General features: G+C 71.6%; 15 protein-coding genes. 4 read left to right on the plus strand and 11 right to left on the minus strand.

The annotated features are described in order from the left end of the window. Window positions 1–14: 14 nt before the first annotated feature. Entirely contained in the window at window positions 15–656 is a 642-nt protein-coding gene (locus EPA64_RS04610) for a carbonic anhydrase (RefSeq protein ID WP_134725068.1), read from the minus strand. A 150-nt stretch (window positions 657–806) separates the two neighbouring features. Here EPA64_RS04610 and EPA64_RS04615 point away from each other — a divergent pair, with 150 nt between their 5' ends. Then, window positions 807–1,193 (plus strand): hypothetical protein, encoded by a 387-nt coding sequence (locus tag EPA64_RS04615; RefSeq protein WP_246026598.1) that lies wholly within the window; start codon window positions 807–809, stop codon window positions 1,191–1,193. Between the two features lie 72 nt (window positions 1,194–1,265). Here EPA64_RS04615 and EPA64_RS04620 read toward each other — a convergent pair whose 3' ends face one another. The 3 genes from EPA64_RS04620 to EPA64_RS04630 are packed head-to-tail and all read right to left on the minus strand — an operon-like array spanning window position 1,266 to window position 4,100. Continuing rightward, window positions 1,266–1,880 carry a glycosyltransferase family 29 protein gene (locus EPA64_RS04620; RefSeq protein WP_134725069.1) on the minus strand — a complete coding sequence of 205 codons (615 nt, stop codon included), beginning with the start codon at window positions 1,878–1,880 and terminating at the stop codon, window positions 1,266–1,268. After that, the gene (locus EPA64_RS04625) at window positions 1,877–2,917 is read right to left on the minus strand and encodes a glycosyltransferase family 4 protein (protein ID WP_134725070.1); all 1,041 of its coding nucleotides are present in this window, start codon (window positions 2,915–2,917) and stop codon (window positions 1,877–1,879) included. Before EPA64_RS04625 ends, EPA64_RS04620 begins: the two co-directional genes overlap by 4 nt. Next, window positions 2,910–4,100: an MFS transporter gene (locus EPA64_RS04630; protein WP_134725071.1), complete on the minus strand. Its 1,191-nt coding sequence runs from the start codon at window positions 4,098–4,100 to the stop codon at window positions 2,910–2,912. Before EPA64_RS04630 ends, EPA64_RS04625 begins: the two co-directional genes overlap by 8 nt. A 168-nt stretch (window positions 4,101–4,268) precedes the next feature. On the opposite strand from EPA64_RS04630, the gene EPA64_RS04635 reads away from it, so the two are divergent. Next, the gene (locus EPA64_RS04635) at window positions 4,269–5,180 is read left to right on the plus strand and encodes an ornithine cyclodeaminase family protein (RefSeq protein WP_134725072.1); all 912 of its coding nucleotides are present in this window, start codon (window positions 4,269–4,271) and stop codon (window positions 5,178–5,180) included. A 40-nt stretch (window positions 5,181–5,220) separates the two neighbouring features. On the opposite strand, the gene EPA64_RS04640 is transcribed toward EPA64_RS04635, so the two are convergent. From EPA64_RS04640 to EPA64_RS04665, 6 genes are all read right to left on the minus strand, one after another. Next, window positions 5,221–6,471, minus strand: a complete 1,251-nt coding sequence (locus EPA64_RS04640) for an MFS transporter (RefSeq protein ID WP_134725073.1) — start codon at window positions 6,469–6,471, stop codon at window positions 5,221–5,223. A gap of 108 nt (window positions 6,472–6,579) precedes the next feature. Continuing rightward, window positions 6,580–7,809: a TIGR03862 family flavoprotein gene (locus EPA64_RS04645; protein WP_134725074.1), complete on the minus strand. Its 1,230-nt coding sequence runs from the start codon at window positions 7,807–7,809 to the stop codon at window positions 6,580–6,582. Next, complete coding sequence (gene holA / locus EPA64_RS04650; protein ID WP_134725075.1) at window positions 7,806–8,834, minus strand: DNA polymerase III subunit delta; 1,029 nt, start codon at window positions 8,832–8,834, stop codon at window positions 7,806–7,808. The genes EPA64_RS04645 and holA overlap by 4 nt, the downstream gene beginning before the upstream one ends. After that, the gene (gene lptE / locus EPA64_RS04655) at window positions 8,831–9,322 is read right to left on the minus strand and encodes an LPS assembly lipoprotein LptE (RefSeq protein ID WP_134725076.1); all 492 of its coding nucleotides are present in this window, start codon (window positions 9,320–9,322) and stop codon (window positions 8,831–8,833) included. The genes holA and lptE overlap by 4 nt, the downstream gene beginning before the upstream one ends. Then, window positions 9,309–11,852 (minus strand): leucine--tRNA ligase, encoded by a 2,544-nt coding sequence (gene leuS, locus EPA64_RS04660; RefSeq protein ID WP_134725077.1) that lies wholly within the window; start codon window positions 11,850–11,852, stop codon window positions 9,309–9,311. Before leuS ends, lptE begins: the two co-directional genes overlap by 14 nt. Window positions 11,853–11,919: 67 nt before the next feature. After that, window positions 11,920–12,423: a DUF3576 domain-containing protein gene (locus EPA64_RS04665; protein WP_134725078.1), complete on the minus strand. Its 504-nt coding sequence runs from the start codon at window positions 12,421–12,423 to the stop codon at window positions 11,920–11,922. Between the two features lie 287 nt (window positions 12,424–12,710). Between EPA64_RS04665 and EPA64_RS04670 the strand changes: the two genes are divergently transcribed. Both EPA64_RS04670 and EPA64_RS04675 read left to right on the plus strand, forming a co-directional pair. Next, window positions 12,711–13,766 (plus strand): porin, encoded by a 1,056-nt coding sequence (locus tag EPA64_RS04670; protein ID WP_134725079.1) that lies wholly within the window; start codon window positions 12,711–12,713, stop codon window positions 13,764–13,766. Window positions 13,767–13,897: 131 nt separating this feature from the next. After that, complete coding sequence (locus EPA64_RS04675; RefSeq protein ID WP_134725080.1) at window positions 13,898–14,566, plus strand: YggS family pyridoxal phosphate-dependent enzyme; 669 nt, start codon at window positions 13,898–13,900, stop codon at window positions 14,564–14,566. 352 nt (window positions 14,567–14,918) lie between these two features. Here EPA64_RS04675 and EPA64_RS16880 read toward each other — a convergent pair whose 3' ends face one another. Continuing rightward, window positions 14,919–16,616, minus strand: coding sequence for a PAS-domain containing protein (locus EPA64_RS16880; protein ID WP_281278541.1), 1,698 nt, complete (start codon window positions 16,614–16,616; stop codon window positions 14,919–14,921). Window positions 16,617–16,656 lie beyond the last annotated feature (40 nt).

Genomic DNA, 16,656 nt, shown 5'->3' on the forward strand with positions numbered 1-16,656 from the left:
CAGGGCCCCGCCGTTCAGACGGCGACGAAGCCGGCGCCGTCGAACTGGGTCAGCGCCCCGTCGGAAATGTCGTGCAGCAGGCCGTGCAGCGACAGCTCGCCCGCCTCGACCGCGGCGGCGACGAAGGGAAATGTCATCAGGTTTTCCAGCGAGATCAGCACCGCCTGGCGTTCCAGCGCGGCCACCTGCTGATCCTCGGGCAGGTCGCGGATGCGGTCATAGCCGGGGCGCAGGATGTCCATCCAGCGGCCGACGAAGCTGGTCTTTTCGTCCAGGTCCGGCGCGTGGCCCGCGCACATCGCAAGACAGCCCTGCACGCCCCCGCACTGGCTGTGGCCCATGACGATCAGATGCGCGACCTTCAGCGTCTTGACCGCGTATTCCACCGCCGCCGAGGTGCCGTGCTGTTCGCCGTCGGGCGCATAGCCGGGGACCAGGTTGGCGATGTTGCGGTGGATGAAGAACTCGCCCGTGTCGGCGCCGAAGATCGAGGTGACATGCACGCGCGAATCGCAGCACGAGATCACCATCGCCCGCGGTCGCTGCCCGTCGGTCGCCAGCCGGCGGTACCATGCCCGGTTCTCGGCGAACGAGGTGGCGCGCCAGCCGTGATAGCGCTGCACCAGATAATGCGGCAAGGGCAGGGCCTGTGTCATCGGATATCCCCCGGTTTTGACGGCGACTGGCGTGTGCATAAGCAGCGGTCGCCTAAACTTCGAGAGGTTTTCGCGGCGCCGCATAAGGAAATCTTAAGCGCTTGCGGCGAAAGGTGCCCGGACGTGTGGGGACACGGGGTTGATGGGGTGATGGACATGGGGAACCTTGCGGTTCTGACCCTGGACGAGGCGGTGCGCCTCGATGCCGGGCGGATGGGCGACATCGTGGACGAGCTGGGCGAGACGGCGGCGCAGAACGTCATCGGCGTCGCGCTGGAACAGCTGGCGCACGCGCTGGCCGAGGCGCGCCGCGCCGCGATGGCCGGCGAGATGGCGCGGCTGGTCGCGCAGGCCGACCTGCTGTCGCGGCTGGCGTGGCAGATGGGTCTGGTCTCGCTGGCGGGCGTGGCCGTCGATGTGGGCGCCTGCGCCGACCGCCGGGACGCCACCGCGCTGGGGGCGACGCTGGCGCGGCTGATGCGGGTCGGCAACCGCTCGCTGACGCAGATCTGGGACGACGGGCCGATGGGGCCGTGACGGCGCGATCTTCTGGCGGCAAATATCCCACGGGGTCCGGGGTGTGAAACCCCGGTCCGGCCGCGCCGCCGCTCAGGCCAGCCGCAGCCGGGGATCGTCCTGCGCCGTGCGCGCGACCCATTCGGCCTCGGCCGCGAAATCATGGGGCACCTGCGCGGCGCGGCGGCGGCCCGACAGCGACTGGCTGGCGAAAAAGTCGAAGCCGTGCAGCGTCAGCCCGGCCACCGGCGCCGACAGGATCAGCCCGATCAGCATCGCCCCCGTCGTGGGCGGCGCCCCAAGCCGGGCGGCCAGCGCCGCGTATTCCGGCAGCGGATGCAGATAGAACCCGGGGCTGTGCGCGGTCTGCCAGTCCAGCCGCTTGCGCTTGGGCGACATCCACAGGATGCGCCCCGGCGCCAGCCGCGCGCGGTCGGCGGGGGGCAGGCGCACGGCCAGCCCCAGCCAGTCGGTGCGGGTGCCGTGGCTGTCGGGGTCGGGCATCGGCGCGCGGTTGATCCGCACCACCAGGTCGGCCGCGTCGATCTGCGCGCCCTGCCGCGCCTGCGCCAGCGCGCGGGCGTTCCCGACCAGCGCCACCCGCCGCCCGGCCAGTTCGGCGTGCAGGTCGGACAAGGGCGCGGACAGGCTGGCCAGCATCGGCTCGTTCCGCATGGTCCGGGCCAGCAGGAACCGCAGGGGCGTCATGCCAGCAGCCCGCGATAGACGGCGGTGATGGCGCGGGCCTCGCCCTCGATCGCGTGGTGCGCGGCCACATGGGCGCGCGCCGCCTGTCCCGCGCGGGCGCGCGCCGCGTCGTCCGACAGCCAGCGGTCCAGCGCCGCCGCCAGCGCGGGCAAATCGTCGCGCGCGATCAGCGTCCCGGTCTCGCCGTCGCGGACCAGCGTCTCATAGGCGCCGACGCGGGACGCGACGACCGGCACGCCGCAGGCCATCGCCTCCAGCGGCGTCAGGCCGAAGCCTTCCCACCGGGCCGGGGCGGCGAACAGGTCCAGCGCCTGATAATGGCGCACCACCTGATCCCACGGGATCTCGCCCAGGAACCGGATGCGGTCGCCCAGGCCCGCGGCCGCGGCCTCGGCGATCAGCGCGTCGGCGAATGCGCGATTGTCGGGCGTGATGCGCCCGGTCAGGATCAGCTGCGCGCGGGGGTGGCGCGGGAACACCCGGATCGCGGCGCGGACCAGCAGGTCCACGCCCTTTTGCGCCCGCACCCGCCCGAAGCAGCCGACCAGCACCGCGTCCGCGTCCAGCCCCAGGTCGCGGCGCAGCGCCGCGCGGTCGGGCGCGGGGCGGAACACGGCGGTGTCCACGCCGTGCAGGATCACCGTCGCGGGCCGTTCCAGAAACGACGCGGCCTGCGGCGAGGTCGCGATCAGCGCGTCCTGCCGCCGGATCAGCCAGCGGGTGAATCCGGTGTGCCGCCGCTGCGCCGCGCTGGTGAACAGCAAGCGATAGCGGCGGCGCAGCACGTGGCGCAGCACCAGCCCCAGCGCCATTTCGGTGTTGCGGCGCGCGTGCCAGACCCGCCAGCGGTCGCGCGGCAGGGCGGCGGCGCGGGCCAGCGGGATATGCGGCACGTCTGGCGGCAGGCCCGGCCCGGTCGCGACGATGCCGACCATCCGCGCCTGCACCGGGATCAGCCGCACCACCGTCGCGGTGACGCCCGACAGGCGGCGTTTCAGGTTCGGGGCCACGACCTCGATGGTGCGCGGATCAGACATCACCGGATTCCGGCGTGCGCAGATACAGCCCCAGCCCGACCGCCATCGGCACCAGGAAGAACAGGAACAGGAACCCGTAGGCCTGCGCGGGCGGGTTCAGCGCCTGCGCCGTTGCGTGCACGGGACGCGAGGCGAACTGCATGACGCCGACCCCTCCGATGGAAAACATGTTCAGCAGCGTCACCCCGCGCCCCACCAGCTGCGGCGGCAGGAACGACCGCGCATGGGCCATGACCAGCGCATAATTGGTGCCGGTCAGCCCGATCAGCCCCAGCAGCAGGACGGCCAGCGCCAGGCTGTGGCCGGGCACAAGCCACAGCCCCGCCAGCGTGGCGACCGCCAGCACATGGCCCGCCAGCACCGCGCGCCGCGTCGATCCGATCAGCCGCGCGGCCGGCCCCGCGACAAAGCTGCCGATCACCATTGCCAGCCCCATGACCAGCGTCGCCCGCCCGATCGCCGTGTCGTCCGCGCCGAACACGTCGCGCAGATAGGGCCCGGCCCACAGCCCCCGGATCGCGGCCGACGCCGCATAGCTGACCGCGAACAGCGGCAGGATGAACCACAACGCCCGCAGGGTCAGGATCTGCGACAGCCGCACCTGCGGCGCCCCGCCGTGGTGCGCGGGGTCGCGCACCGACAGCAGCTGCAGCGCGGCCACGGCCAAGGTCAGCGCGGCCAGCAGCCACAGCGCGGGCCGCCACCCGATGGCGTGGATCAGCGACACCAGCGGCGCCGCGCCCAGGATGTTGCCCAGCGAGCCGAAGCCCACCACCGCCGCCGCCAGCGTCGTGAAGGCCGCGCGCGGGTGGTCGTGGGCAAAGATGTAATAGGCCGCCATCAGCGCGGGCGCGCAGCCGATGCCGATCAGCGCCATCGCGGCATGCAGGTGCCAGGGCTGCGTTGCCAGCGCGAACACCGCCGCGCCGCCCCCGCCCCCCAGCGCCAGCAGCACGGACGAGGTCAGGCGCGGCCCCACCCGGTCCAGCGCCCAGCCGATCGGCAGCTGCATCAGCGCAAAGGTCAGGAACCACAACCCCGACGACAGCGCCAGATCGCCCGGCGTCGCGCCCAGTTCCGTCTGCAGCGTGCTGGTCAGCACGGCAAGGAAGGCGCGATAGAACTGGCTGAGCACATAGCCCAGCGTCAGCGCGATCGTGCCGGCGGTCAGAAAGGCGCGCATCTGGGGCCTTGCGTCGTTACGCGGGCAAGCTGCGGCAATTGGGTGCCGGGCGCAACGGGGATCGCGGCGCGCCCCTGGCCCGCCCTGCCCGTCAGGGTTGCGGCGCGGGCGGCCGCCGCCTAAAGCCTGCGCTGTGATCGCCGACGCGGCCCAGCACAAGGACTGCCCATGACCGCCCCCCGCCTGATCGGACCCGAGGTCGAGCCGCGGCTCGACTGGATCGCGCTGACCGACGCCATCGCCGCCGGGCACGAGATGCCGCGCGCCGAGGTGGCCGACACCTTCCTTTATCGCGGCGACGACACGCTGCTGACGCGCAGCGCGTGGATCGACGGGCTGGGGCTGGCGGTCAAGTCCGCGACGGTGTTTCCGGGCAACCCCGACCGCGGGCTGGGGATGGTCAACGGCGCGGTGAACCTGCTGGACGACGCGACCGGCCTGCTTGAGGCGATCGTCGATTTCCACCTGGTCACGAAATGGAAGACGGCGGGCGACAGCCTTTTGTCGGCCCGCAGGCTGGCGCGGGCGGACGCGCGCCGGGTGCTGGTGATCGGGGCGGGCAACGTCGCCGCCAGCATGATCGACGCCTATCGCGCGCTGATCCCCGATGCCGCCGTCACGATCTGGAACCGCTCGGCCCCGGCCGCCCGCGCGCTGGCCGACCGCAAGGGCGCTGCGGCCACGGGCGACCTGGAACTGGCCGTCCGCGACGCCGAGATCATCGCGACCACGACCATGTCGCGCCAGCCGGTGCTGCGCGGCGAATGGCTGTCGCCGGGCACCCATGTCGACCTGATCGGCGCCTATCGCCCCGACATGCGCGAGGCCGACGACGAGGTTCTGCGCCGCGCCCGCCTGTTCGTGGACAGCCGCGCCACGACCATCGGCCATATCGGCGAGATCCAGATCCCGCTGGATGCGGGCGTCATCACCGAAAACGACATTCTGGGCGATTTCTATGACCTGCCCGCGGGGGCCTATGCCCGCCGGTCGGATGACGCGATCACGGTCGCCAAGAACGGCGGCGGGGCGCATCTGGACCTGATCGCCGCCCGCTATATCCTGTCGGCGGCGGGCTAGGGCGCGCTTTCCCCGGGCGCGGGGACCTCGGGCCCGGCCTTCAGGCGGGGACCGCGGCGGGGCGCAGGGCCGGGGCCTCGCGCACCGGCAGGTGGATCAGGGCGGAAAACGCCCCGACACCCACGCCGACCCACCACACGACCGTATAGTCGCCATACAGATCATACAGCTTGCCGCCCAGCCACACGCCCAGGAACGACCCCAGCTGGTGGGACAGGAACACGAACCCGTAAAGCGTCCCCATATAGCGCAGCCCATAGATATAGGCGACCAGACCCGAGGTCAGCGGCACCGTCGCCAGCCACAGCGACCCCATCAGCAGCGAGAAGATGACGACCGTCGCGGGGGTGATCGGGGTCAGGATGAACCACGCCGCGATCACCGTGCGCAGCGTATAGACCCCCGCCAGCAGGTATTTCCGGCTGTAACGCTTGCCCAGCCAGCCCGCCGCGATCGACCCCGCGATGTTGGCCACCCCGATCAGCCCGATGGCGACCGCCCCCAGCGCCGAGGTGGTGGTGATCCCCAGCGCGGCCAGCCCGCCGTCCGGCGCGATGGGGCCGCACATTTCCGTAATCATCGCGGGGAAATGCGCGGTGATGAAGGCCAGCTGATAGCCGCAGGAAAAGAACCCCGCGAAGATCATCAGATAGCTGGGGTCGGTAAAGGCGCGCTTCAGCACGGTGCCCAGCGATTCCTCGATCTCGTGGCGGCTGGCGGGGCGGGTGGACCGCAGCATCGGCAGGAAGATCAGCACCAGCAGGACCAGCGCGGCAAAGACGATGAACACCTGCTGCCAGGGCAGCACGGCCAGCAGCCCCTCGGCCAGGGGCGCGCCGATGACCTGCCCGGCCGATCCGGCGGCGGTGGCGATGCCCAGGGCCAGGCTGCGGTTCTCGTCGCTGGCGGCGCGGCCGATGATCGCAAGGATGACGCCAAAGCCGGTGCCCGCGATGCCGAAGCCGACGGCGATTTCCCAGAACTGCATCTCGCCGGGGGTGGTCGCCAGCGCGGTCATCACCAGCCCCAGCGAATACAGCGCCGCGCCGATGATGATCGCCAGCCGGTCGCCCCAGCGTTCGGCCAGCGCGCCGAAGATCGGCTGGCCGATGCCCCAGGCCAGGTTCTGGATGGCGATGGCCATGCTGAACTCGGTCCGCGGCCAGTCGAAGGTCTCGGCCACGGGGATCTGGAACACGCCGAAACTGGCGCGCAGGGCAAAGTTGATCATCAGGATCAACGAGCCGCCGATCAGGACCGGCGTGAACAGGCGCGCGCTGTCGCGGGACATCGGCAAAGGCTCCGGGTCGGGGCAGGACGGCGCACAGTGGCGCGCCGGGCGGGCCTGCGTCAATATGTCCCGCATGCAGGCCGGGATTGCGGCCCGCACATGGCCCGCTTAGCCGCTCAGCCGCTCAGCCGCCCCGCGGCCCGCATGGCGGCCGGTGGCAAGGCAGGCGGTCAGCAGATAGCCGCCGGTCGGCGCCTCCCAGTCCAGCATCTCGCCGGCGGCGAACAGGCCGGGCCGCGCGCGCAGTTCCAGCGCGGTCGTCAGCGCGCCCGCGACGATCCCCCCGGCCGACGAGATCGCCCGGTCCAGCCCCGTCGGCCCCGCGTGCCGGACCGGCAGCGCCTTCAGCCGCGCCGCCAGCGCCGCCGGACCCTCGGGCAGCGGCCGCCCCCATTCCAGCGCCAGCGCGGTGCGCACCGGATCGCCCAGCACCCGGCGCAGCCGGTTGCCGACCGACAGCCGCCCGCGGGAGCGCGACAGCCTGGCGGCCAGCGCCGCCGCGTCCAGGTCGGGGACCAGATCCAGCACCCCCGCCGCGCCGTCCCGCAGCGCGGACGCGATCTCATAGACGCCGCCACCCTCGATCCCGTGACGGGCGATGACCCATTCGCCGCGGCTGGACAGCGGCCCGGCGGACAGCGCCGTCCCCTTGACCGCGCGCCCGATCATCCGGGCCATCTGCGGCGACCAGTCCACGCGGAACCCCATGTTCGCGGGGCGGAACGGTGCGACCTCGACCCCCGCCGCGCGCAGCCACGGCACCCAGGCCGCGTCAGACCCCAGCCGTGGCCAGCTTGCGCCGCCAAGGGCCAGAACCGCCACCGCAGGGGTCAGCCGCACCGCGCCACCCGGTGTGTCGAAGGCCAGCGCCGCACCGTCAAAGCCGGTCCAGCGCCAGCGCGTCCGCAGCACGACCCCGGCCCGATCCAGCCGCGCCAGCCACGCGCGCAGCAGGGGCGAGGCCTTCATGCCCACCGGAAACACCCGCCCGGTCGATCCGGTGAACAGCTCGACCCCCAGCCCCCGCGCCCATACCGCGACCTCGGCCGGGCCGAAATCGCGGACGAGGGCGCGCAGTTCTTCTTGGCCGAAATACTCCGGGGGGGCGGCCGGAACGGACGCGGGGGCAGCGCCCCCGGACAGCCGCGCCGCAAAGACGGGCGCGGGTTCGTCGCGGGTCAGGTTCAGCCCGGACTTGCCCGCCATCAGGAACTTGCGCGCCGGCGTGGGCATCGCCTCGGCCACCAGCACCCGCGCGCCAGCGTCGGCCAGCACCTCGGCCGCCATCAGCCCGGCAGGCCCCGCGCCGATCACCAGCGCGTCGGCGGCGTGGCTCACCGCCGGCCCCGCGGCATCATCGCCAGCCGGATCAGCGCGCGTTCCATGACTGCCATCGCCGGCGCGCGCGACCGCGACCGCAGCGTCAGGTCGGTGTCCACCATCAGATGCATCGCATCCTCAAGCGCGCGCATGCCCCAGGATTGCGCCTGCCGGGCCATGCGGTCGCGGCGCGGGCCAAAGACCGGCGGGCGCAGCCGCGCCAGCCCCGCCGCCGCCCCGCCGGGGTCGGACGCGGCGGCGTGCAGCGCGCGGACATGGCGCAGCCCGGCGATGCAGATGGTGACGGGGGCGATGCCCTGCGTCTCGATCCGGCGCATCAGGGGGCCAAGCGCGTCCGACCGTCCCTCGGCGGCGGCGTTGATCAGCTCGTCCACGTCGGTGTCCACCGTGGCGGGCGCCAGCGCCGCGATCTCGTCAGGGGTCAGGGGCGTCTCGTCGCCGTATTTGTAAAGCCCGATCTTTTCGACCGTCTGCCGGAAATCGCCGGGGTCGAGCGCCCGGGCCAGCGCCGTCAGATCGCGCATGGCGGCGGGCGGCACGGCGCGCAGGCCGGCATCGGCCAGCCAGCGGGCGATCTCCTCCTCTCCGGGCGGGTCGTCATAGATGGGGGCGGTGACGGCGGCCTTGTGCGGCTCGAACAGCTTGCGCAGGGCGGATGCCTTGGTCAGCGTGCCTGCCGTCACCACGATCACCGCGTCGCCATGCGCCCAGTCCGCCAGCGCCGCCGCGATGGCCGGGGCGGCGGCGTCGGTGGCGTCGTCCACCAGCACCACGCGCGGGCCGGGGAAAAAGCCCACCGCCTTGATCTCGTCCAACAGGATCGCGGCATCCTTGCGCAGATCGGCGCCGGGGATGCGGGTCAGGCGCATCTCGGCCTCGGCATCGGGGCCGGTCAGGGCGGCCACGGCCTCGGCCCGTTTCAGCGCCACGCGCATCGCGTCCTGCCCGTGGATCAGCAGCGCCGGGCGCGTCGGGTCGGGCCGGGCAAGATAGCGCGCGATCTCGGCGCCTTTCAGGATCATCGCGGCGGCAGCGCCGCATAAAGCCGCGTCACCACCTGGTCGGCCAGCATCACGGCCAGCCGGTCGCGGGCGTCCTGTTCGGCGGCGGTGGTGGCGATCACGGTGCCCACGGTCGAATGGCTGGCAAAGCTGCTGACCTCGCCCTGCGCCACGGCCTGGCCGGTCGTCCGGTCGGTCAGCGCATAGGCGGCGGTGCCGTTCAGGGAATAGCGCGTCGTCACCTCGTCGGGGGTGATCGCCTGCGGCACGACCGCGATGCGCAGCGTATAGGCCAGGTCATAGCGGGCGGCCTGGTCCGGCCCCAGCCGTTCCGTCATGCGCCGCAGAAAGGCATAGTCGTCGGGCGTGCGCGGATCGGCCACCCGCACCTGCCCCAAAAGCCGCGACCCCGCCCCGCCCGGCGCATGGACCGGGGTGAACCCGCAGGCGGCCAGCGCCGCCACGGCGGCCAGCGCGGCCAGTGCGGCGCGGCGGTCAGGCGACCACATTGACGATCCGCCCCGGCACGACGATCAGCTTTTTCGGCGGCTGGTGGTTCAGGAACCGCTGCACCGTCTCGTCGGCCAGCACCAGCGATTCGATGTCGGGCGCGGCCATGTCGCGCGGCACGGTGATTTCCGCCCGCCGCTTGCCGTTGATCTGGATGGGCAGCGTCACCGCGTCGCTGACCAGCGCCGCCGGATCGGCCCTGGGCCAGGGCGCGTCCACGACCAGCCCGGTGCCCCCCGCAAGCGCCCAGACATCCTCGGCCAGATGCGGCACCATCGGCGCCATCAGCTGCGCCATCAGGCGCAGAACCGCGCGCCGCGGCTCGCCCGAGGCAGGGGATTTCGCCAGCGCGTTGCCCAGTTCGTAAAGCTTGGCCACCGCCTTGTTGAAGGCGAATCCGTCGATCGCGCGCGTCACCTCCTCGATGGCGCGGTGGGCGGCGCGGGTCAGGGCGGGGTCGTCGGCGGGCTGGCCGCCCTGCGCGGCCGCCTCGGCCAGCCGGTGGACGCGGGCGAGGAACTTGGCCGCAGCCTCGGCCCCGGCGGCGGTCCATTCCACGTCGCGTTCGGGCGGGCTGTCCGACAGCATGAACCAGCGCGCGGTGTCGGCGCCGAAGCTGTCGACGATGTTCACCGGGTCCACGACGTTCTTTTTCGACTTGGACATCTTGGCCGAGGGGATGATGTCGACCGCCGTGCCGTCGGCCAGCTTTCCGTCGCTCACGTCCTCGGGCAGGTGATAGACCGGCCGCCCGCGTTCATCGGTGGTCCTGTAGATTTCATGCGTCACCATCCCCTGCGTGAACAGCGCGTCGAACGGCTCGCTTGCCGTCTCGGGCAGATGCCCCGTCCTGACCATCGCCCGCGCGAAGAACCGCGAATACAGCAGGTGCAGGATCGCGTGTTCGATGCCGCCGATATACTGGTCGACGTTCATCCAGTAATCGGCATCCTCGCGAACGGTCGGCGTTGGCGCATGGGGCGCGGTAAAGCGGGCGTAATACCAGGATGAATCGACGAAGGTGTCCATCGTGTCGGTTTCCCGCCGGGCCATCGCGCCGCATTTCGGGCAGGTCGTCTGCCGCCACGTCGGGTGGCGGTCCAGCGGGTTGCCCGGCACGTCGAAGGTGACGTCGCGCGGCAGCAGGACGGGCAGGTTCTCTTTCGCCTCGGGCACGGTGCCGCAGGTCTCGCAATGGACGACCGGAATGGGGCAGCCCCAGTAACGCTGCCGCGAGATGCCCCAGTCGCGCAGGCGGTATTTCGTCACGCCCGCGCCATAGCCCGCGCTTTCTGCGTGGGCGATGGCGGCGTCCACGGCGGCCTCGCCGGTCTGGGTGGCCTCGCCCGCAAAGCCGCGGACATAGGTGACGGCTTCGGATTTCAGCGGCACGAAGGGTTCGGCGGCCACCAGCGCGTCGGCGTCCTCGACGTCCATCCCCGGCTTGCCGAAAGTGGCCCGGATCGGCAGTCCGTATTTCAGCGCAAAGTCATGGTCGCGCTGGTCATGCGCCGGGCTGCCGAAGATCGCCCCGGTCCCGTATTCCATCAGCACAAAGTTCGCGATCCACACCGGCAGTTCCCAGTCGGGGTCCAGCGGATGGCGGACGCGGATGCCGGTGTCGATGCCGAGCTTCTCGGCCTTTTCCAGCGCCTCTTCGCTGGTGCCCAGCTTGCGCGCCTCGGCCGCAAAGGCGTCAAGGCGCGCGTCCCCGGCCTCCAGCGATTTCGCCAGCGGGTGGTCCGGGCTGATCGCCACGAAGCTTGCGCCCATCAGCGTGTCGGGGCGGGTGGTATAGACCTCGATCTGCGGGAAATCGGGCGCGTTCACGGTGTCGAACCGGAACTGCAGCCCGCGCGACCGGCCGATCCAGTTCGCCTGCATCAGCCGCACCTTTTCCGGCCAGCCGTTCAGGTGGTCCAAGGCCTCCAGCAGCTCCTCGGAGTAATCCGAGATGCGGAAGAACCATTGCGTCAGCTCGCGCCGTTCCACCGGGGCGTTCGACCGCCAGCCCTTGCCGTCGATGACCTGCTCGTTGGCCAGCACGGTCATGTCCACCGGGTCCCAGTTGACCACGGCGTTCTTGCGATAGATCAGCCCCGCGTCCAGGAAATCCAGGAACAGGGCCTGCTGCTGCGCGACATAATCGTCGTCGCAGGTGGCGAACTCGCGGCTCCAGTCGATGGACAGGCCCAGCGGTTTTAACTGCTTCTTCATCGTGGCGATGTTGGCATAGGTCCAGTCGCGCGGATGCCCGCCCTGTTCCATCGCGGCGTTTTCCGCCGGCATCCCGAAGGCGTCCCAGCCCATCGGGTGCAGCACCGAGAACCCCTGCGCGCGCTTGTAGCGCGCCACCACGTCGCCCATCGTATAGTTGCGGACGTGCCCCATGTGGATGCGCCCCGACGGATAGGGGAACATTTCCAGCACGTAATACTTGGGCCGCTGATCCCGCACGGCGACAAAGCTGCCGGCCTTTTCCCACTCGTCTTGCCAGTGCTTTTCGCTCGTGGCGGGATCGTAGGACATGGCGTCGGCTCCGGGCGGTGAAATGCCCGGCGGGTTTAGCCTTGCGGCTGGTTCAGGTCCAGCAGAGTCACAACCGGCCGTCGCGGACCCGCAGCTGGCGGGCGCGGGTCAGGATCGCATCCTCGACCGCGCGCACGGTGTCGGGGGCGACGGCGGACCCGCCGGCGCCCTGCAGCGACAGTTTCAGGCTGCGTGCGTCCAGCGCCGGGTCGCTGACCTTGACCGTCGCGCGATAGGCGCGGCCGCCGCCGGGGGGCGTGCCGTATCCGGTGACGATGACGCCGGTGAACGGGTCGATGGACTGGATCGGCAGGAAATCCAGCACGTCCAGGCTGGCGTTCCACAGATAGCGGTTCACCGCGACGGCGCGGTTCGGATCCTCGCGGTTGGAAAACATGTCCCAGATCGTGGACTGGCGGGGCTGCGCCGCCTCGCGCGCCTGATGATCCGACGCCGGCAGCCCCAGCGGGCCGCGCTGGCCGCCGCCGCACGCGGCCAGCGCCGCCGTCAGCGACAGGACCGCCGCAAGACGCAGCGGGCGGCGGAACGGCAGGGCGGCGCGGTCGGTCATGGCAGGATCATCCCCGATGGCCCCGGCGGCGGGGCGTTGGCGGCAGCCATACCCCGTTTGCCCGCAAGCCGACAAGCTGTTGTGAAGCGCACCGGAACGCCGTGGCGCGCGGCGCGGGGACGCGGGGGCGGGCCTGCAACGGACTGTGGCGCTTGTGCATCACAGTCGCGTCAAGTCGCCCCGGTCCGGGCCAATCCGTTGCAATGCGGCGGTTAAACGGCGACAGCTAACCGCATACCCAGGCCGCAATGCCGGATTGGGGACACAGAGAGACAAGAGGGAAAGCCATGAAAAAGGTTCTTTTCGCCACCAGCGCGCTGGTCGCCCTGTCGGGCGCCGCCTACGCCGAAGTGTCCGTCACCGGTGATGGCCGTATGGGTCTGATCTGGGACGGCGACGACATGCAGTTCAGCAACCGCGCCCGTGCCAAGTTCAACCTGACCGGTGAAACCGACTCGGGCCTGTCGTTCGGCGGTGCGTTCCGCGTCGACCAGGAAAACTTCTCGGCCAACCCGGAAGGCCGCTCGGCCTCGCACGGCTCGGCCGGTTCGGTGTTCATCTCGGGCACCTATGGCAAGCTGTCGATGGGCGACGTCGTCTCGGCCGCGGAAGCCGCGATCGGCGACCTGGTCGAAATGGGCTACACCAGCGGTGATTTCGCTGCCAACCCGGAAGAAATCGACTATCTGACCGGCGACGGCGCGAACGAAGACCAGGGCCCGACGGCGCTGTACGAATACACCTTCAACGGCGTGAAGCTGTTCGCCTCGCTGACCGACGGTTCGCGTCGCGATTGCGGCGCCTCGAACGCCACCATCGGCGATCTGGACTGCTACGACACCGCCGCTGACGCCGCCACCGACGTCGCCTTCTCGCTGGCCGCCGGCTATGAGTTTGGCGCCTACAGCGTCGCGCTGGCCTATTCGGACGACGGCGATGCCAGCGAGATCGTGCTTGGCGGTACCGCTGCGATCAACGAGTTCAAGATCAAAGCGTTCTACGCCGATTACGACGATCGCGGCCTGGCCCAGCTGGGTGACTTCGATCTCGACCTGGGCGGCGACGACGAGGCGCTGTTCGAAGTCGACTATGACCGGGCCTATGGTCTGGCGGTCGAATACGCGATGGCGAACGGCATCGGCCTGCAGGCGATGTGGATCCGCCGCGACCTCGAGATCCTGGAAGCCTTCGCCGACGGCGCCGAGGACTCCTACGACGCCTTCGGCATCGGCGCGTCCTATGACCTGGGCAGCGGCGCGGTCCTGGCCGGCTCGATCATCAAGAACGAAGTGTTCGCGGACAACGAGACCCGCGCGGACATGGGTATCAAGTTCAGCTTCTGATCCCTTCGGATCGACGCGAAACGGAGAGAGCGGGCCTTGCGCCCGCTCTTTTCATTTGCGACCCCCGGCCGACGCGGCATGGCGGCAGGGTCGGGGCCAAGGGCCAAGGGGCCAACGACGGGGGCAGGGCGATGGCACTCACAGACATACGCGCGCGGATCGCGCGAGCCGAGGCGGCAGCCGGGCGGCCGGCGGGCAGCGTGACGCTGATCGCGGTCAGCAAGACGCAGCCGCCGGACCGCGTGGACGACGTTCTGGCGCAGGGCCAGCGCGTCTTCGGCGAGAATTACGTGCAAGAGGCGCAGGCCCGCTGGACCGACCGGCGCGCCGCGCATCCCGGCGTTGCGCTGCACATGATCGGGCCGCTGCAGTCGAACAAGGCGCGGCTGGCGGCCGGGTTCTTTGACGCGATCCACAGCCTTGACCGACCGTCGCTGGCGCGGCGGCTGGCGCAGGTGGGCGACGACACGGGCGCGCTGCCCACGCTGTTCGTGCAGGTCAACACCGGGGCCGAGCCGCAAAAGGCGGGCGTCCTACCGGACGAGGTGGACGGCTTTGTCGCCGAGTGCCGCCGCTCGGGCCTGACGCTGGCCGGGGCGATGTGCATCCCCCCCGATGCCGCCGACCCCGTGCCCCATTTCCGCCTGCTGCGCAGCATCGCCGAACGGAACGGCCTGCCGGGCCTGTCGATGGGGATGAGCGCGGATTTCGAGACCGCCATCGCCGAGGGTGCGACCCATGTCCGCGTCGGCAGCGCGATCTTTGGCGCGCGACAGGCGACAGGCGAACTCCCGTCCTGACTTGGGCGTCTTGGGGATTTGCTGCCGGATCGGGCTGCGCGGTTGAGGCTGCCGGATCGGCCCGCGTGGCCCGGGGCGCCTGGCCGGCCTGCGTCAGGCGGGGCATTGCCCGATCCGCCTGCGTGGCCGGTGGGCCGGACAGGCCTGCGAGGCCCGGGGCGTCTGGCCGGGCTGCGCCGATGCGGGGCGTTGCCCGACCAGCCTGCGGGGCCGGGGGCTGCCGGATGAACCGGCGTCGAGGCGGGGCATTGCCGGATCGGCCGGCGCGGCCAAAACCGCTGCCCGATCTGTCGGCGTCGCCGGGGCGGCTTTCCGATTGCCCGCGTCGAGGCCGGGCGTCCGCAGCAAGCCGTCAGGCGGCCCCGGCCTTTGCGCCCGATCCTTCGCGGGCGGGTCCGTCGCCGGACCCGGCCCCGGCCGCGACTTCAATTCCGGCCCCGGCCAGTGCCGCGCGCCGGGCATCCGGCGCAACCGGCGCGGCCGCGACGCCCGCCCCCGACCCGGCCGTGGCGCTGTCCGCGCCGGCTGCGGCCTGCGGCAGCGCCTGCCCGAACAGCACCATGCGCCGGGCGCCCGACAGGCCGCGCACGGTCCAGCTCAGCAGCCCGCCGCCGGGCGCGGCCATCGCGCCGCGCGGGGTCTCGTCCCGGCCCGCCCCCGACAGGGCGCTGCGCAAGCCGTCGAAACCCGCGCCTTCGCCCGCCGTGCGGCGCCACAGCTCCTGGTGGCCGCGCAGGGTCGAGGGCTGGCCGTCGCCCCACAGCCGCCCGTATGCGCGGTTGGCGCTGATCAGGCGGCCGTCGGCGTCAAAGACCGCCAGCGCGTCGCCGACCGCGTCCAGCACCTCGGCCCCCAGCGCCAGTTCGGCGCGAAAGCGCCGGGTCAGCGCCATTTCCGAGGTGATGTCCTCGAACAGGAAGGCGATGGCGCCGTCGGGATGCGGCCGGCCGGTGACGCGATAGGTCTGGCCGCCCGGCAGGCTCCAGGTTTCGACGTGGTGGCCGCTGGCCGCCGCCGCCTCGAGCGTGGCCATCATGTTGCGCCAGCTGCGGTAATCCTTGGGTTCCGGCGCCATGCGCGATTCGCGCAGCGCATCCAGGACGGCGTAAAGCGTGGGGCGCGCGGTCAAAAAGCCGGTGGCAAGGCCGGTCAGGTCGATCAGCGCCGGGTTGAACAGCTGCAGCCGCCGCTCGCGGTCAAAGATCGCCAGCCCGATGGGCAGGTCGGCGAATGTCTTGGTCAGCGTCTGGACGAACTCGCGCAGGCTGCGTTCGGCGCGCACCGCGTCGTCGGCGGGGACCGCGAAGATCATCCGGTGGCCGTCGGCGGCGCGCGCATGGCAGTCATACCAGCGCACCTGGTCGTCCAGCGTGATGCTGGCGCGGCGCGGCAGGGCTGCCCCGCCGGTGTCGATCAGCCGCGGCATCGGCCAGCGCACCTCGCCGTCGGCCTGGGTCTCGACCTCGTGCAGATAGGCGGCGTTGGCCCAGGTGACGGCGCCGCCCGCATCCTCGCGCCAGATCAGAACCGGGGCGTGGTCCATCGATTCGCGCAGGACGGCCAGCTCCTCCTCCATCGCGGCCAGCGACTGGGAATCGATGACGATGCCGGCGTTCTCGGCCGCCGGATCGGTGATCGTCAGGCGCAGGACGCCCGCGCCCAGATCCTCGGCCGCAAGGCACAGGCGCGCGGCGCCCAGGCCCGCCCCGCCGGGGCTTTCCGCGCGCCCCTCGGCCAGCGCGCGCCGAATCACCGCCTGCGGGTCGTCGAACCGCTGCGCGAGCCATGCCAGCAGCCGCTGCCAGTCGCTGTCGCCGGGCAGCGTCGCCAGCAGCGTGCGGGCAGGCCCGGTGGCGTCGATGATGCGCCCGTCGCGCAGCAGCAGGCACACGGGTTCGGCGCGAAAATCGGGGCTGGCGCGCCGGCCGGTCCAGCCGCGCCCGCGCAGGGCATCCAGCAGCGGATCGACAAGCCGCATGGCAAGCAGGGCCAGCATCACCGACAGCGTCCCCGCCGCCAGCGCCATCACCATCGTCACCGTCGCGGACATCCGATCCCCCGGTCCGCGGGCGACAGGCCGCGCGGCTTGC

Source organism: Paracoccus luteus (assembly GCF_004522155.1).
In the GTDB taxonomy this organism is placed as follows: domain Bacteria; phylum Pseudomonadota; class Alphaproteobacteria; order Rhodobacterales; family Rhodobacteraceae; genus Paracoccus; species Paracoccus luteus.

Coding starts and splice junctions, on each gene's coding strand:
- EPA64_RS04610 (WP_134725068.1), bottom strand. CDS start 656: ATGACACAGGCCCTGCCCTTGCCGCATTATCTGGTGCAGCGCTATCAC.
- EPA64_RS04615 (WP_246026598.1), top strand. CDS start 807: ATGGACATGGGGAACCTTGCGGTTCTGACCCTGGACGAGGCGGTGCGC.
- EPA64_RS04620 (WP_134725069.1), bottom strand. CDS start 1,880: ATGACGCCCCTGCGGTTCCTGCTGGCCCGGACCATGCGGAACGAGCCG.
- EPA64_RS04625 (WP_134725070.1), bottom strand. CDS start 2,917: ATGTCTGATCCGCGCACCATCGAGGTCGTGGCCCCGAACCTGAAACGC.
- EPA64_RS04630 (WP_134725071.1), bottom strand. CDS start 4,100: ATGCGCGCCTTTCTGACCGCCGGCACGATCGCGCTGACGCTGGGCTAT.
- EPA64_RS04635 (WP_134725072.1), top strand. CDS start 4,269: ATGACCGCCCCCCGCCTGATCGGACCCGAGGTCGAGCCGCGGCTCGAC.
- EPA64_RS04640 (WP_134725073.1), bottom strand. CDS start 6,471: ATGTCCCGCGACAGCGCGCGCCTGTTCACGCCGGTCCTGATCGGCGGC.
- holA (WP_134725075.1), bottom strand. CDS start 8,834: ATGATCCTGAAAGGCGCCGAGATCGCGCGCTATCTTGCCCGGCCCGAC.
- lptE (WP_134725076.1), bottom strand. CDS start 9,322: ATGTGGTCGCCTGACCGCCGCGCCGCACTGGCCGCGCTGGCCGCCGTG.
- leuS (WP_134725077.1), bottom strand. CDS start 11,852: ATGTCCTACGATCCCGCCACGAGCGAAAAGCACTGGCAAGACGAGTGG.
- EPA64_RS04665 (WP_134725078.1), bottom strand. CDS start 12,423: ATGACCGACCGCGCCGCCCTGCCGTTCCGCCGCCCGCTGCGTCTTGCG.
- EPA64_RS04670 (WP_134725079.1), top strand. CDS start 12,711: ATGAAAAAGGTTCTTTTCGCCACCAGCGCGCTGGTCGCCCTGTCGGGC.
- EPA64_RS04675 (WP_134725080.1), top strand. CDS start 13,898: ATGGCACTCACAGACATACGCGCGCGGATCGCGCGAGCCGAGGCGGCA.
- EPA64_RS16880 (WP_281278541.1), bottom strand. CDS start 16,616: ATGTCCGCGACGGTGACGATGGTGATGGCGCTGGCGGCGGGGACGCTG.